Consider the following 16,256-nt stretch of genomic DNA (forward strand, 5'->3'; position numbering starts at 1 on the left):
TATGCAAAAGCAATTATTATATATATCGATAATATTTTTAGCTGTACTTTGTTTTGCAGCTTGTAGTGATGATGATAAGGACAATAATGGGGATGCTTTATCGCTGAAGGCATCAAGTGAGTCTATCGTATTAGACGAAGCCAAGGGCAATGATGTGGTAGTTTCCTTTACATGGAATAAGGGAAAAGATCAGGGGCCGGAGAATACATTGGTATATTTTTTCAGGCTTGATATTTGGGGTGCCGATTTCAAAACTTCCACCGATCCGGTAGAATTTGCTCCGGATGAAGAGTTTAAGGTTGAATATACCAATAAAGAACTGAATGATTTGATTCTGAATAAATGGGGGCAAATACCGGGCTCTGATGTGAAGATACAAGCCAGAGTAGTTGCAAAGGTTATTGGGCCTAAGTTTGTATATCCTGAAATCTCTATCATTACTCTCGAAGTAAAGAGCTATGTGCCAACGCCTGAGACCTTGTTTCTTACAGGGAATGCCTCTCCTGCAGGGACAGACCTCACAAAGGCTGTTAAAATGACAGAGGTCGAAGCCGGTAATATTTATCAATGGCAGGGCGTTCTGAAACCGGGAAATTTTAAATTCATAAGCATATTGGGTGAATCTTTACCTTCACTGAATAAAGGTGCAGGAGATAATGTATTGGTCAACAGAGCTCTGGATAGCGAACCTGACAATATGTTTGAAATCAGTATTGAGAGCATCTATAATATAGAGGTGAGAAAGGATAATATGACGCTGAAATGTGAAATAAATGTTCCATATCCGAATCTCTATCTTGTAGGTAATGCCGGTACCGGATGGGGAATTCCGCAGGACCTCCATAAGTTTATGATGAAAGCTGATAATCATAATTTATTCGAACTGGATATAAATCTTAATCCTGGTGAATTTAAGATACTTAGTGCTGAAAATTATGACGATTACACCCTCAGGCCGATGATAGCAAGTGCTCCTGTCACCGATGACAGGATGCAGGCTAATAAAGGAGGGGAAGACATTAAATGGGTAATAAAAGAGGGAGAAAGCGGACATTATAAAATAACACTGGATGTATATAAAATGAAGATAAAGTTCGAAAAACAATAGTTAATCCATTTTTCTGATCATACATTACAGAAATGCCGACAGACCGTATTATATATAATGATAATATGGTCTGTCTTTTTTTATTATTTGTAAAAAGTTTTGATTTAGAGCTGCTCTGGCCTTTTATTTTTCATATAAGATGCCCAAACTTTCATCTGTTGCATCTTTTCTAAATGTTATATCTATAAATATGAAAGATGTATCGATAGTTTATATCTGTATATGAAAAGGGAAAAGGTGAAGGATAAATAGAATCGCAAAGATTTGGCTAATTAAAAAAAAGAAACTACTTTTGAATCCGAAAAGAAGAGCAGGTTGTCAGAGGACACTTATGGAATAATTTTAGACGTAAAAAGTGCTGACCGATGGTTAGTCTTTATATTTATTTTTGAAAAAATGTATTCTCAAAGATACAGTGAATAAAAGTCTAAAGTTCTGTCTTTCGCTCGAATGTGACAAAGGTCACATTTTTTGTTTAAAGTAATTATACACACGTGGTGGAATTGGTAGACATGCTACTTTGAGGGGGTAGTGTCCGCAAGGACGTGTGAGTTCGAATCTCATCGTGTGTACGTGTAAGGGTTGGCTATAACGGCCAGCCTTTTTTTGTTTAATTTCTGCTATTTCGCTTTTCTGGTAAAAAAAAAATGTCAATTATTTTGAAATAAGAATCAAAGCTTTGATTTATTCTGAAAAAATGTATTAATTTTGCATCACCAATTGCGAAAGTAGCTCAGTTGGTAGAGCACAACCTTCCCAAGGTTGGGGTCGCGGGTTCGAGCCCCGTTTTTCGCTCGAATAAATGCGCATGTGGCGTAATTGGTAGCCGCGCTGTCTTCAGGTGGCAGTGACCTACGGTCGTGGGGGTTCGAGTCCCTTCATGCGCACGAATCAATTTTAAAACCCTCTGATTTTCAGTAGATTTTCGGAGGGTTTTTGTTTTGATAGGAACGTTTGTCTTATTCCTCATTATTCATCAATACATTACTAGCCTCAAAATTTGATAAAGTAATCTCTTGTTTCAAAAATAGAGTCTCTTGCAGTTGTTTGTGCAAATAAACTTTTATCTTATTATTTTGTATACTATTTTTCGATAGAGTATATGTAATGTATTTATATCGTTTAAATCTAGTGTTTTATGTGTTGTTGTATGAAGTTGAGATAAATATCACTTTCATATGCAGCTTTCCATAAATAAATCTCATCATATAATATATAAAGCAATATTAACCCTAGACTTTTTTATTATGAGAAATCCTAATTTGTATTTTAAGTTATGCCTTGTTTTTGTATTTCTATTCATGGTTGCATGTTCTGATGAAAATAGTATGCATAATTTTCCAGGAGGAACTTCGGCCAGATTGTTACCTGTTAAAGTCTCAGGAGAAAAGAATGGAGGACAGACTATATTGATTTATGATAATTATAATCGTCTTGTAAACTGTAGTTATTATCTGAAGTCGGGAGGAGGATTGTCCAAATATAGCGAACTTAAAATAGAATACGATACAGATGGTTGTATTAAAAAAGCCGTTGAGCAGATTTCAGGAGGAGAAGATAATGCCTATTTGTTTACCTACGAGGGAGCTAAGATCATAATACAAGATAAATATTATACACGGTATATTGATGCCGACGCACAGGGCAGAATATTGGAAATGAAACAATTTTATAACAATGACCGGAACACATCGGTTGTATATAATTATAGTTACGACCAAAAAGGTAATATAGCAAAGTATGATTTGAACAATAATTATTATTCTTATGTATATGATAATTATAACGGTATATATAGTTATGTAAATACACCTCAATGGTTTTTAGTAATCATGCTGGATAAATCCAATTTTGTTTATAATAATTGTACCGAAATATATACATATTCTTTAGATGAAAACGGTAAGGAGTTCGCTCCTGTAACTTTTAAGATAACCCTCATTTACAACGATAATGGCTATCCGGTTAAATATCATATTCCTAATATGACATTTTGTGGAACACCTCCTTTGCCTGAGAGTGACTTTAAGATAGAATATCAGGAGGCTAAAAATATTAAATAGAATATTACTAATTATAATTTGTTATTTATTATATAAGGACAACCTTGGTTGTCCTTATATTTGTTATTGATAATATCTGTATCCGATATTGATAAGCTGTGTGTAAAGAGTAAAAAGATACATTAATTTACTTCAAACTCCCGACCATATCTTCCGGGCGAACCCATTTGTCGAACTCTTCGGCGGTAAGGAATCCCGATTTAATTGCTTCTTCTCTTAATGTTGTTCCGTTTTTATGTGCAGCTTTTGCTATAGCAGCAGCTTTTTCATAACCAATATGAGTATTAAGTGCGGTCACAAGCATAAGAGAATTATTCACCAATTCCTTTATCCGTTTGAGGTTAGGCTCTATGCCTGCAACGCAGTGGTCATTAAACGATTTGCTCGCATCGCCTAATAGCTGTGCTGATTGCAGGATATTAGCCGCGATAACGGGCTTGAAAACATTGAGCTCATAGTTACCCTGTGAGCCTGCTAGCGAAATTGTTGTATTATTTCCCATAACCTGCACGCAAACCATTGTGATGGCTTCGTTTTGAGTAGGATTTATCTTTCCCGGCATAATTGACGATCCTGGTTCATTTTCGGGTAATATCAATTCTCCAATCCCTGAACGTGGACCTGAACCCAGTAACCGGATATCCTGTGCTATTTTGAATAGTGCCACTGCCATTTGATTCAAAGCCCCATGTGTGCCGACAATGGCATCGTGTGAGGCAAGTGCTTCAAACTTATTAGGCGCGGTAACAAAAGGCAGACCTGTAAATTTAGCAATGTATTCGGCTACCTTCACATCATATCCGTCAGGTGTATTCAGGCCTGTTCCCACAGCTGTACCCCCCAGTGCTAGTTGAGATAAATGCTTCAATGTTGCTTTAGTAGCCTCGATGGCATATTGTAATTGGACTGCATAACCGGAAAACTCCTGGCCTAAGGTTAGTGGTGTTGCATCTTGCAGATGTGTCCGGCCTATTTTGACTATATCTTTAAAGTCATAGGCCTTACTGCTTAAGCTCTCTTGTAGTGCACGGACTTTAGGAATCGTTTGTTCTACTATTTTTTTATATGCGGCAATATGTAATGCGGTAGGGAAAGTATCATTTGAAGACTGTGATTTATTTACGTCATCATTCGGATGGATAGGGCTTTTCTCTCCAAGCTTACCCCCGCTTAATACCAATGCCCGGTTGGATATAACTTCGTTTACATTCATGTTTGATTGTGTACCCGATCCGGTTTGCCATATTACGAGCGGAAACTGGTCGTCGAGTTTACCTCCCAATATTTCATCACATACCTTGGCTATCAGGTCCCTTTTCGATGCCTCCAATACTCCCAGATCGGTATTGGCATATGCCGCTGCCTTTTTCAGATACGCAAATGCATAAATAATCTCTTTAGGCATAGATGCTTCCGGCCCTATTTTGAAGTTGTTTCTTGAGCGTTCTGTCTGCGCTCCCCAGTATTTGTCAGCAGGGACTTTTACTTCCCCCATTGTATCTTTTTCTATGCGATATTCCATTTTGTATATTTAATTTATTGGTATGAAGTTCGGAATAATTATGATAAAAGTCAAAATCTATTGTACTAAATTTAGATACAAAGGATTATCGTGAGGTAGAGATAATAGGTATGATAGCTTTATATGACTATAATTGTGGTAATACCACCCAATATTGCAATTACTCCCAGAATATTCTGATATTGGAAAAACTTTTTATCTGAATCAGCATACTTTCTTATTTTTAGATATCTGTAAATAAACAATAAACCAATCAGTATTTCTATTACACTACCGCAAATGAGAAAGAACCAATAGACCGCATTATCCTGAATAACACTGTATCGTATTGTACTTAATATTACGATGCCTGCAACACCCCAAATGATAATTAGCGGTGCAATACAGGCGAACCGTAAAGCCGTTTTTTTTATAATAGGGTACTGATTGAATAATAAAGATATTAATCCGAAGATTATCAAAATAATAGCATATATCATGTTGGATTTATTTAAAGTGAACTCAAATATATCTATACTTTTTCTGATTATCTATATTTATCTATGAAGAAAGGTGTTGTATCAAAATAATCTATCTGTTATAGACGGTTTTTAACAGGATATCGATAAAATATTTCACTATATAATTCTTCGTCACATTCCTTCTTTAATTCATACTTTTTTAATTAAAAGATACGGACTCAATCAATAATTGAAGAAATATGCTTGAGTTCTTTTTAACGAAACTATGTAACCCGAAGTAAAAAGTGTTATTTTGGCATTTTTTTATTCAATTTAGTTTGTTTATTCATTAATACTTTTTTCCTTTGTTTATGATTTAATATACTATCTGTTATTTATAGAATTAGTAATGCAAAACACAGTAAAAATTAAGGACGTAAAGGACATAGTCATACGTTTTTCAGGTGATTCGGGGGATGGCATGCAGTTAACCGGAACCATCTTCTCAAACCTTTCAGCAATCTTTGGGAATCAAATCTCCACCTTCCCTGATTATCCGGCAGAAATCAGAGCTCCTCAAGGTACTCTTTCCGGTGTTTCCGGATTTCAGGTACATTTAGGAAACCAGATTTACAATTCCGGAGATAAGGCGGATGTATTAGTAGCGATGAATCCGGCAGCATTGAAAGTAAATGCCAATTTTCTGAAAAAAGATTCTGTTATTGTTATCGATACGGACTCTTTCTCGAAAAGAGATATGGAGAAGGCACTGTTTTCCACAGAAGATCCTTTTGTAGAGCTGGGACTTACCACTCAACAAATAATCTCAGTTCCTATTACTTCATTGACTAAAAGTAGTTTGGAAGGAATGGAAATGGATATGAAATCGCGTATCCGTAGTAAAAATATGTTTGCTCTGGGTTTGGTTTGCTGGTTATTTAACCGGCCTCTCGATGTTGCTAACCATATGCTATCAGCTAAATTCGCCAAGAAACCCGTATTGGTGGAAGCGAATCTGAAAGTATTGGCCGATGGTTTTAATTATGGACAGAATACCGACACTACCATATCATCATATCGTGTAGAAACTGTAAATGTGGATAAAGGTTATTATCTGGATGTAAATGGTAATACAGCTACTGCTTACGGGCTGATTGCCGCTTCAGAAAATTCAGGCAAGCCACTTTTCTTAGGTTCATATCCGATTACACCTGCCACCGACATATTGCATGAACTCGTTAAATTTAAACAGTTAGGTGTAAAGGCCATTCAGGTCGAAGATGAAATAGCAGGAGTGTGTACAGCTATCGGTGCCAGTTTTGCAGGAAGCCTTGCCGCTACCTCAACTTCCGGGCCTGGTCTGGCTCTGAAGGGAGAAGCTATAGGCCTTGCCGTAATGGCAGAATTACCCCTTGTTGTTGTGGATGTTCAGCGCGGAGGGCCGTCGACAGGTCTGCCGACCAAGACAGAGCAAACCGATCTTCGGCAGGCTTTGTACGGACGTAATGGCGAAAGCCCAATTGTCGTAATGGCGGCTGCGAGTCCCACAGACTGTTTTGATATGGCATACTGGGCATCTAAAGTTGCACTAGAACATATAACTCCGGTTATATTACTTACCGACGGTTATATTGCGAACGGTTCTTCGGCATGGCGTATACCTGATTTGGATAAATATCCGTCTATAGTGCCGCACGATGTAAGCCAATATAAAGGAAACGAATGGCGCAGCGCATTGCGTGATGATGAAACGATGGTACGTTATTGGGCCGAGGCAGGTCTCGAAGGCTATACGCACCGTATAGGAGGACTCGAAAAAGATTATACCACGGGAGCTATATCTACAGATGCGGCTAATCACCAGAAAATGGTGAATGTGCGTCAGGCTAAAGTTGATAAGATTGCTGATTTTATCCCGCAGTTGGAATTGGTAGGAGGAGAAGATGCCGACTTGCTCGTTGTGGGCTGGGGCGGTACATATGGACACCTGCGTGAAGCTGTGGAAAAAATGGATGATGCCGGACAGAAAGTAGCTTTGGCTCATTTCCGTTTTATTAGCCCGTTGCCAAAAAATACAGCGGCAGTACTGAAGAAATTTAAGAAGATTATAGTCGCAGAACAAAATAATGGCCAGTTTGCCGGCTATCTGCAGGAAAAAATAGAGGGATTACAAATATCCCGTTACAATAAGGTTGAAGGGCAGCCTTTTGCTGTATCCGACCTGATAGAAGCATTCACCAAGAAATTAGGAGAGTAAAACTATGGATGTAAATGTAAAGATGGCCTCATCTCATCAGGCCAAAGATTATAAAAGCGATCAGTATGTACGCTGGTGTCCGGGATGTGGAGACCACGCTCTTCTCAACTGTTTATATAAAGCAATGGCCGAACTGGATATACTGCCGCATATGACGGCTGTGGTATCTGGTATCGGTTGTTCTTCGCGTCTGCCTTATTATATGAATACATATGGTTTCCATACTATTCATGGTCGTGGGGCTGCTGTGGCTACAGGAGTGAAGACTGCAAAACCTGAATTATCGGTATGGTTGGCTACAGGTGACGGCGATTGTCTGGCGATCGGTGGTAACCACTTTATTCATGCGGTTCGCCGTAATGTGGATATAAATATCCTCTTACTGAACAATAAAATATACGGGTTAACGAAAGGGCAATTTTCCCCGACATCCGACAGGGGATTTGTTTCAAAGTCTTCTCCGTATGGTACAGTCGAAGATCCGTTCCATCCTGTTGAACTGGCTTTAGGCGCTCGCGGGACCTTCTTTGCCCGTTGTATCGACGTCGATCTGGCAAATACTACCGAGATCTTGACGCATGCGGCACGGCATAAAGGTACGTCTGTTGTGGAAATCCTCCAGAATTGTGTGATATTTAATGATGCTATCCACGACAATATTGTAGATAAAGCATGGAGAGCCGAGCGTACGATATTACTTAAGCATGGAGAAAAAATGCTGTTCGGAGCGAATAAAGACAAAGGTCTAGTTATGGACGGATGGCAGATTAAAGATGTGATTATCGGACAAAACGGATTTACAATAGATGATGTCCTTGTTCACGACGCTACTATGCAGGATGATACTTTGCATATGAAGTTAGGACTGATGTCTCCTGAAAACGGCCTGCCTTTGGCTCTAGGTGTTATCCGCGATGTGGAAGGGCCTACATATGATCAGGGTGTGGCAGATCAGATTAAAGATGTGCAGGCGAAGAACCCTGTGCGCAAGTTAAGGGATTACCTGATGACCAAGGATGTGTGGGAGGTGAAATAAGTCTGAGATTATTCGAAAATAAATTGAAAGCCCGGAGTATTTTCTCCGGGCTTTTTATATTGACGAAAAAAAACTGTGAGTAAATAAAGTATAAAAAAAATATCAGTAGGATTTTTCCTACTGATATTCCTAAATTTCAAAAATCTGTTATACTTATTTGATCAACATATTTTTCACATCAGAGTTGGTAAGGAATTTTGCAAACTCGATGTCGTTAAGAACTTCAGAAGTTGAAAATCCTTTGTCTAATGCAGAACGTAAGTTGCCAACAACACCCGATGTATTATTCGTTCTGGCAGCTACTATAGCTGACAGATAATATGTTGTAGCATCTTTCTTAGCTACGGCATCCAATGTTTGTTGAGCTTTGTTATAGTTTTTGGTCAATACCTGAGCCAGAGCGGCATTGTTTGTCTTAGCATCGCCAAATGACTGTACAGCTCTGTTGTAATCACCTTTCTGTAAATATAATAAACCAAGAGCTTCACCCAGAGTATTAGCGCCGGAAGCGCTACCCAACAGTTGCTCAGCTTTAGCTGTATTGCCGTCAGCAAGAGAAAGCAAAGCCTGATTCATATTAGCCTCAGGAGCTTTTGCTGATACTTGAGCCGCTTTGTTGAATGCCTGCACAGCTTTACTGTCCTGACCGGTTGTATAGTAATAAGCACCTAAGTTATTCCATCCACGGTAGTCGTTAGGGAATTTTTGAGTGACATAAGTATATATTTTCTCTTTAGAAGTTCCATCCAGATTAGCAGCATAAAGAAGCTCTTCCACAGTAAGGCTGGTAAGGTCCGAATTAGCAGCGTTCTTCAATTCTTCGTCAGTCTTACCGATAACTTCAATATTGGCAATCAGACGTGAACGACGAAGTTTAGGAAGGATTGTTTCAGCTAATCCTGAATATACAGCAGAGATATTTTTGATTTCTTTTTCTCTTGTTTCAGTATCAGGATACATAGAAAGAACTCTCAGTACGATATCTTTATCCTGAAGACTTGAAGCCTGAACCAATTTTTGGAAACCTTCCCAGTCCTGAGCGGTATATTTTGCATTGATTTCAGTATCGATGTCTTTTTTCTTAAATTCTTTTGATAGATAATCTGTTGTATTTTTCTCGCGTTTCTCAGCAAGTTTTTCGTTCAACTCATATCCTCCGTCAGGTGATGCATAGGCAGATATTTCTACATTTACATTCTTACGGTCATTAGAGTCAGCCTCTTTTACCAAGTCTTTCCATGCGGCAAGATTTGTCGAATTCAATTCGCTTGAACGCAATTCAGCTTGTTGTATAAGGAACATGATATCTGCATCATATGCCTCTTTGATAATACGCTGGAAAGCATCAGGAGCTACAGCCGGAGTAGTTGTTGCAGCACTGGCAAGAGCCTGAGTAGAAACTACGCCATCAGCAATTTTTACGTCAGGAAAGCCTGCTACAGTTTTGCCGTTTCTGGTGAAATCGAATCTTAAGAATAATTCTGATTTCTTCATTGCAGGTGTGTAGTCAAATTCTGATCGTAGTGTTATAGCACTACCGCTTTCGAAATTAACAACAGTACCGTTTCCTGCGACCTTTTCGCCTTGATAAGTGTAAGAAGTGCCCAAAGCTTCACCTCCGCTGTATTTCAATACAGGGGTAACAACTACAGAAGTACTTTTTTCGAACCATTTGGCAGGAAAACGACCGTTTATTGTCACCGGTACTTTTGTGCCCACTAATTCGAGAGGAGAAGGGTTAGTTGTGAATAAAGAATTTGCTAACGGGGTCATCGTTTTTTTGCTACAAGATGTTCCTAATATAGCAACCAGAGCAATTAATGAAAATAATAGCTTTAATTTCTGCCTTTTCATAGCTGTTTAAAAATTATTGATTTATTATATAATATATAGACATTTCTTACCTGATACAAAACTACCTTTTTTCTTCTTGAATAGAAAATGTCTATATGCTATTTATAGATATAAAGAGGAGTTTTAATATTTTTTAATCTTTGATCATTTTGATGCTTGTAACAGCCGGTCCGTAAATGCTATTTTCACGGAATGCGGCATACACTTTTTCGTTCAGGTCTACATTTACAGAAGCGTAATCTCCGCTATCCACCCATACCCGGATCGTAACGTCTATTGTTCCATTATTTAGCATTGTAACTCCAATAAACGGAGCGGGAGTATTCTTAACCAAAGGGTTATTTTTGATAACAGACTGGAGGATAGATTTTACCTCATCTACATCTGCTCCATAGCCCAGAGTAAACGTAATATCTATACGCCGTTCTTTCTGAGTCGAGTAGTTGGTTATAGTTCCTGTGGACAGGGGGCCATTCGGTATGTAAATAGTACGGTTATCCCCGGTCAGGAGTATTGTGTAGAGAATGCCTATGGCTTGTACCGCACCGTCCATCCCTTGGGCAACAATTCGGTCTCCCAGTTTGAAGGGCTTGTTTATCAGAAGCATGACTCCTCCTGCAAAGTTAGACAGGTTGTCTTTCATGGCCATACCCACAGCTAAACCTACGGCGGCAAGAATAGCAGCAAAGGATGTCATCGAAAGCCCCAGTATATTTACTATCAACAAGAACAGGATAAGTTGTAGTGTAATATTAGCAAGACTGTCAAGAAAACTTTTAACAGTGGCTTCAATCTGACGTCTTTCCAGAAAACGGTCAATGAATTTTCTCAGCCATTTAATTACCCATCGTCCGATGATAAATACAATTGCAGCGGCAATAAGTTTTAAACCTAAAGTTACGGCATGATCGAAGATTTTGTCTAGAAAATTGTCTATCGCAGATACCGATAATTCTGTTTTTTGGAGCGTATCTCCGGGAATAATGTCTAGTAGCATGTCTTTTTTATTTTTGGTTCAAAATTAATTAATATTAGATGAATAAACAGTTTTTTACGACTATTATTTTAACCCTTAAAATACCGGATTGTTTTAAATGTTTAATTTTTTAAAAAACTAAATCTCCCAGAGAATCGCTATATTTGAGAACTGTAATACATACTTTCATTGTCTATAATAACCAGAAAATATGAAAATACTTATTGTCGAAGATGAATATGAGATACTGAAATCTATAAATTCATTCTTATTATCAGAGAGTTATGTTGTGGAAAAGGCGACGGACTATGCATCAGGTATCGAAAAAGTACAACTTTATGAGTATGATTGTATCTTGCTGGATATATCGTTACCCGGAGGTAGCGGACTGAAGATATTGGAAGAGATGAAGAAAGCGGGGATAACAGGCAATACTATTATTATTTCTGCTAAGAATTCGCTGGAAGATAAAATAACCGGGCTGGATCTAGGCGCGGACGACTATCTGACCAAGCCTTTTCATCTGGCGGAACTGCATGCCCGGATAAAGGCTGTACTCAGGCGGAAACAGCTCGATGGGAGTAATGTATTGAAACTGGGTAATGTTTCTGTTGATTTCGATAAGCATCTTGTCTATATCGATGACCAAGAGTTGAGGCTTAACCGGAAGGAATTTGATATTCTGAGCTTTTTTGCAATGAATACAAACAAACTGATAACGAAAGAAGTTCTGGCCGAGCATGTATGGGGTGATAATATTGATTCCGCCGATAACTTTGATTTCGTATATGCCCAGATCAAAAACCTGCGTAAGAAATTGAAGGATAGCAATGCGGGTATTATGTTTGAGAATGTTTATGGTATAGGATATAAGATGACGGTATGAAACTGGTGAATCATATAACTTTCAGGCTGTCGGGTATTTTTATCCTGATCCTGCTTGTCTGGTCTGTAGTTTATTTCTTTATACAGATGAAAGAAATACATGACGGAATAGACGAGGGTCTGAACAACCTGAGGCAGGAGTTTATATATAAGGCGAATCATTCGGAGGGATTTGTATCGGATATGGAAAGGCACAATCCTTTAAATATTATTGTTGAAAAAATAAGCTATGATGAGGCTAAAGATTTCAAGGAAATCTATACCGATTCTAAGGTTTATTTCATCACCGAAGAAGAGGAGGAAGAAGTGCGTATGCTCACCACGGCATTTTTCTGCGAGCAGGACGGACAGTATTACAGACTAAAATTTTTTACATCGACAGTCGAAAGCGACGATCTTATAAAGAACATGCTAATCCTGCTACTTGCCTTATGGCTGTCTTTGGGATTGGCTATAGCTGTTGTTATAAAGGTAGTTATCCACAGGAGCAACAAGCCGTTCTATAAATTACTGGATAATTTGAAGGGATTCCGGCTGGATAATACGCGCATGATAGAACTGCCTTCTACCGATATATCCGAATATAGTGAATTGAATGAGTCGGTAAAAGGTTTATTGGAAGAAAATATAAGAGCTTTCACAGAGCAAAAGAACTTTATAGAAAATGCCTCACATGAGATACAAACCCCTTTAACTATCGTTATCAGTAAAATGGAACTTCTGATGAGTGACCGACGGCTCCGCCAGGAGCAATTAGAGGAAATGAATGTCATTCTCAATAGCCTGAACCGTATGCGCCGTCTCAATAGTAGTTTGCTGTTATTGTCTAAAATAAGGAATAAGCAGTTTAAGGAAAATGAAAAGGTCGATATGACGGATGTTTTCGAAGAAGTACTGGACGATTTCAGAGACCTTATTGAGTATAAAGAAATTGAGGTAAAAGAGGAGAGGAACAGTAATCCTATTATACATATAAATAAGGATCTGGCCTATATATTAGCCAATAATCTGATAAAAAATGCCGTATTTCATAATATAAAAGGAGGCAAAATATTTCTGACTTTTAATGCCGGCTCCATCATTATATCTAATACCGGAGCGGCTATAGGCAACAATGTGGATATCTTTGAGCGCTATGTTTCGGGAAACAATGACTCAAAGTCGTCCGGCTTGGGTTTGTCGATAGTCAAATCGATTACAACTATTTATAATATTCCGATACGTTACATATATAAGGATAATAAGCATATAATGACCCTGACAATTGCCTAGCCCAAATATTCCTATTTAAGATAATTTTACATTACCAAAACGATTTTTTCCCAATTCTTTTCAGATTTGGGTTAGCATATTTGTAATATAATTTCTAGACATAACTAAATATCAGATTATGAAAACTATTACAAAAACATTTGTTTTATCGCTTATATGCGTCTTATCTTTTCAGTTTACAGCAGCACAGCCAACCATGTCATCAAAATATACGGATACAGAAGTAGACGGTATGATAAGAGCGTATAAGACTTCGCATTCGAAGGATGTACGGCCTTCGGTAGCTCTTCAGCAGCAGTTCATAAAAGATTTTCCGAAGGCAAGGGATATAGAGTGGGAGGTTGCCGCAAATATTTACGAAGCCGAGTTTGAAATAGGACGTACAGATTATAAAGCATATTATGACCGGAATGCCGGCTTATTAATGTATATACAGGAAGTCAGGGGATCAGAATTGCCTGCAATCGTCAAAAATGGTGCAGAGGCCAAATATCCGAATTATAAATTCGATGATATTAAGAGGATTGTAAAAGGAAAGGAAATATTTTATCAGGTAGAAATGAAAAAGGAACAGTTGGAAATAAAAGCTACATTCAGGGAGAATGGAGCTTTTGTAAAAGAAATATTGGATTAATAAAAAAAGAGGTAAAATGAAAAAAGTATTATTTACATTGAGTTTGTTTGTAGCGTCATTTGCGTTTATCGCATGTGGAGATGACGATGATGATACTGTTATTACAGTAAAAGAGTTGCCTGAAAATGCACAGGCATTTCTTCAGACCCATTTTCCGGGACAGGAAGTAAGGTTAGTGGAAAAAGATAATGACAGTTATGATGTATATCTTACTAACGGATATGATGTGGAATTTACTTTATCAGGTGATTGGGATGATGTGGATGGCAATGGAAAAGAATTACCGGAGAGTGTTATTGCCCTTCTTCCGGAGGCAATACCTGCCTATGTTGCCGCTAACTATTCTCAGAACTTTATAGATGAGATAAACAAAGAAAGTTATGGCTATGAAATAGGCCTGAATAGCAATATCGAATTGAAATTCGATATCAATGGAAATTTCTTAAGGATCGACAGATAAGGAATAATCTGAAATTGAGATATAGGACAGGGAATAGCTTAATAGTTATTTCCTGTTTTTATTATATAAAGTAATATCTGTAAAAAACTATACCTTTGTATCCTGAATTTTTTAACAGAACGAATAAGTGAAGGATATACATATACTTGATTTAAAAGAATTCCTGGATAAAAAGGTTGTGCAATACAATACTCCGGAATTTATAGCTAACGATCCTATTTGCATTCCTCATAGTTTTACATCAAAACAAGATAAGGAGATTATGGGATTTTTTGCATCCATATTTGCCTGGGGGCAACGCAAGACAATTATTAATAAATGCAGGGAACTCGCCCAACGAATGGATAACAGCCCCTATGAGTTTATTATGCAACATAAAGACTCCGATCTGAAAAAAGTATTGGAGTTTAAGCACCGCACATTCAATGATACTGACTTATTATATTGTATTCATTTTATGAAGCGGCACTATGCTGAATATAATAGCTTTGAGGATGCATTCTTTCCAAACGGGAATATGACCGTTGAAGCCGCTCTTAACTATTTCGAAACATATTTTTTCTCTCATCCCGATGCTCCCCGGCGTACACGCAAGCACATACCTTCTCCTGCCCGACGGTCGGCATGTAAGCGTCTCAATATGTATCTGCGCTGGATGGTGCGTAGCGATAATAATGGAGTAGACTTCGGGTTATGGAAAAAAGTTAAGCCCAAAGATTTGATTTGTCCGCTCGATCTGCATGTGGAACGTACAGCCCGCAAGCTCGGTTTGCTGCATCGCGATAAGCCGGATTGGCAGGCAGCATTGGAGCTGACCGGTAATCTCAGATTGCTGGACGCTGCCGATCCCGTGAAATATGATTTTGCCCTTTTTGGTATTTCCATTGAGGAAAAATGTATTATCGACAGAATATAACAAATGCACATAATTTACGTTTTATATATGGTGGGTTATTTTTTTCGTATATTTGCAACGTGTAAGTTTGCATAGAAAGAAAGGAAATGGGAAAGTTATACATCATACCTACGCCTGTAGGCAACCTGGAGGATATGACGTTCAGAGCCGTGCGACTACTGAAGGACGCTGCGCTTATACTGGCTGAAGATACACGTACTACAGGTATCCTCTTAAAGCATTTCGATATACAGAACAAGATGCAATCTTATCATAAATTCAACGAACATAAAGCAGTATCACATATCGTAGACAGACTCAATGCAGGAGAAGATATTGCATTGGTATCCGATGCAGGTACACCCGGTATATCCGATCCGGGTTTTCTGGTTGTGAGAGAATGTGTGAAAGCCGGCATAGATGTGGAATGTTTGCCGGGTGCTACAGCTTTTGTTCCTGCACTGGTATCGTCGGGTATCCCGTGCGACAGATTTTGTTTCGAGGGATTTCTGCCTCAGAAAAAAGGCCGTATGACCCGATTAAAAATTCTGGCAGAAGAAACCCGTACTATTGTATTTTACGAGTCTCCCCACAGAGTATTAAAAACGCTGACCCAATTGGCGGAATATATGGGGGAGGACAGGTATGCCGCTACTTGCCGTGAGATATCGAAGGTATATGAGCAGACATGCCGGGGAACATTGACAGAATTAATATCTCACTTTTCGGTGAACGAACCACGTGGTGAGTTTGTTATAGTCCTGTCCGGTAAAAATTGAACGTTTTTAATTAGCGAGGGCAAAACAAAGTTTATTTTTTGTTATGCTTAGTCACAAAAAACGCCTGATGAAATC

14 protein-coding genes and 3 tRNA genes are annotated in these 16,256 nt (G+C 38.3%); 13 read left to right on the forward strand and 4 right to left on the reverse strand.

Annotation, left to right across the window (positions count from 1 at the left end):
• Window position 1 precedes the first annotated feature (1 nt).
• The 5 genes from HMPREF9455_RS00665 (at window position 2) to HMPREF9455_RS00685 (ending at window position 3,171) form a co-directional block, all read left to right on the forward strand.
• The gene (locus HMPREF9455_RS00665; RefSeq protein WP_006797631.1) at window positions 2-1,108 is read left to right on the forward strand and encodes a SusE domain-containing protein; all 1,107 of its coding nucleotides are present in this window, start codon (window positions 2-4) and stop codon (window positions 1,106-1,108) included.
• A gap of 488 nt (window positions 1,109-1,596) precedes the next feature.
• Window positions 1,597-1,680: transfer RNA gene (locus tag HMPREF9455_RS00670), tRNA-Leu, on the forward strand.
• Window positions 1,681-1,830: 150 nt separating this feature from the next.
• Window positions 1,831-1,903 (forward strand) — tRNA-Gly (locus HMPREF9455_RS00675).
• 9 nt (window positions 1,904-1,912) lie between these two features.
• Window positions 1,913-1,995, forward strand: a tRNA-Leu gene (locus HMPREF9455_RS00680).
• 441 nt (window positions 1,996-2,436) lie between these two features.
• Entirely contained in the window at window positions 2,437-3,171 is a 735-nt protein-coding gene (locus HMPREF9455_RS00685) for a hypothetical protein (protein ID WP_245532154.1), read from the forward strand.
• A 127-nt stretch (window positions 3,172-3,298) separates the two neighbouring features.
• On the opposite strand, the gene fumC is transcribed toward HMPREF9455_RS00685, so the two are convergent.
• Both fumC and HMPREF9455_RS00695 read right to left on the reverse strand, forming a co-directional pair.
• Window positions 3,299-4,693: a class II fumarate hydratase gene (fumC, locus tag HMPREF9455_RS00690; RefSeq protein WP_006797633.1), complete on the reverse strand. Its 1,395-nt coding sequence runs from the start codon at window positions 4,691-4,693 to the stop codon at window positions 3,299-3,301.
• A gap of 119 nt (window positions 4,694-4,812) precedes the next feature.
• Complete coding sequence (locus HMPREF9455_RS00695; protein ID WP_006797634.1) at window positions 4,813-5,172, reverse strand: hypothetical protein; 360 nt, start codon at window positions 5,170-5,172, stop codon at window positions 4,813-4,815.
• A gap of 370 nt (window positions 5,173-5,542) precedes the next feature.
• Here HMPREF9455_RS00695 and HMPREF9455_RS00700 point away from each other — a divergent pair, with 370 nt between their 5' ends.
• Together HMPREF9455_RS00700 and HMPREF9455_RS00705 are read left to right on the forward strand one after the other, a co-directional pair.
• Window positions 5,543-7,390 carry a 2-oxoacid:acceptor oxidoreductase subunit alpha gene (locus tag HMPREF9455_RS00700; RefSeq protein WP_006797635.1) on the forward strand — a complete coding sequence of 616 codons (1,848 nt, stop codon included), beginning with the start codon at window positions 5,543-5,545 and terminating at the stop codon, window positions 7,388-7,390.
• 4 nt (window positions 7,391-7,394) lie between these two features.
• The gene (locus tag HMPREF9455_RS00705) at window positions 7,395-8,426 is read left to right on the forward strand and encodes a 2-oxoacid:ferredoxin oxidoreductase subunit beta (RefSeq protein ID WP_006797636.1); all 1,032 of its coding nucleotides are present in this window, start codon (window positions 7,395-7,397) and stop codon (window positions 8,424-8,426) included.
• Window positions 8,427-8,579: 153 nt separating this feature from the next.
• On the opposite strand, the gene HMPREF9455_RS00710 is transcribed toward HMPREF9455_RS00705, so the two are convergent.
• On the reverse strand, window positions 8,580-10,280 hold the full coding sequence (locus tag HMPREF9455_RS00710) for a tetratricopeptide repeat protein (protein WP_006797637.1): 1,701 nt from the start codon (window positions 10,278-10,280) through the stop codon (window positions 8,580-8,582).
• Between the two features lie 133 nt (window positions 10,281-10,413).
• The gene (locus tag HMPREF9455_RS00715; protein ID WP_006797638.1) at window positions 10,414-11,277 is read right to left on the reverse strand and encodes a mechanosensitive ion channel family protein; all 864 of its coding nucleotides are present in this window, start codon (window positions 11,275-11,277) and stop codon (window positions 10,414-10,416) included.
• A 190-nt stretch (window positions 11,278-11,467) separates the two neighbouring features.
• Between HMPREF9455_RS00715 and HMPREF9455_RS00720 the strand changes: the two genes are divergently transcribed.
• The 6 genes from HMPREF9455_RS00720 to rsmI all read left to right on the forward strand — a co-directional run bounded on the left by HMPREF9455_RS00720 (window position 11,468) and on the right by rsmI (window position 16,181).
• Window positions 11,468-12,142, forward strand: coding sequence for a response regulator transcription factor (locus HMPREF9455_RS00720; protein WP_006797639.1), 675 nt, complete (start codon window positions 11,468-11,470; stop codon window positions 12,140-12,142).
• Window positions 12,139-13,413 carry a sensor histidine kinase gene (locus HMPREF9455_RS00725; RefSeq protein WP_006797640.1) on the forward strand — a complete coding sequence of 425 codons (1,275 nt, stop codon included), beginning with the start codon at window positions 12,139-12,141 and terminating at the stop codon, window positions 13,411-13,413. Before HMPREF9455_RS00720 ends, HMPREF9455_RS00725 begins: the two co-directional genes overlap by 4 nt.
• A gap of 118 nt (window positions 13,414-13,531) precedes the next feature.
• Entirely contained in the window at window positions 13,532-14,047 is a 516-nt protein-coding gene (locus tag HMPREF9455_RS00730) for a hypothetical protein (protein WP_006797641.1), read from the forward strand.
• A 16-nt stretch (window positions 14,048-14,063) separates the two neighbouring features.
• Window positions 14,064-14,507 (forward strand): PepSY-like domain-containing protein, encoded by a 444-nt coding sequence (locus HMPREF9455_RS00735; protein ID WP_006797642.1) that lies wholly within the window; start codon window positions 14,064-14,066, stop codon window positions 14,505-14,507.
• A gap of 127 nt (window positions 14,508-14,634) precedes the next feature.
• On the forward strand, window positions 14,635-15,423 hold the full coding sequence (locus tag HMPREF9455_RS00740) for a TIGR02757 family protein (protein ID WP_006797643.1): 789 nt from the start codon (window positions 14,635-14,637) through the stop codon (window positions 15,421-15,423).
• Window positions 15,424-15,509: 86 nt separating this feature from the next.
• Window positions 15,510-16,181, forward strand: a complete 672-nt coding sequence (gene rsmI, locus HMPREF9455_RS00745) for a 16S rRNA (cytidine(1402)-2'-O)-methyltransferase (protein WP_006797644.1) — start codon at window positions 15,510-15,512, stop codon at window positions 16,179-16,181.
• Window positions 16,182-16,256 lie beyond the last annotated feature (75 nt).

Source organism: Dysgonomonas gadei ATCC BAA-286 (genome assembly GCF_000213555.1).
Taxonomy (GTDB): Bacteria; Bacteroidota; Bacteroidia; order Bacteroidales; family Dysgonomonadaceae; genus Dysgonomonas; species Dysgonomonas gadei.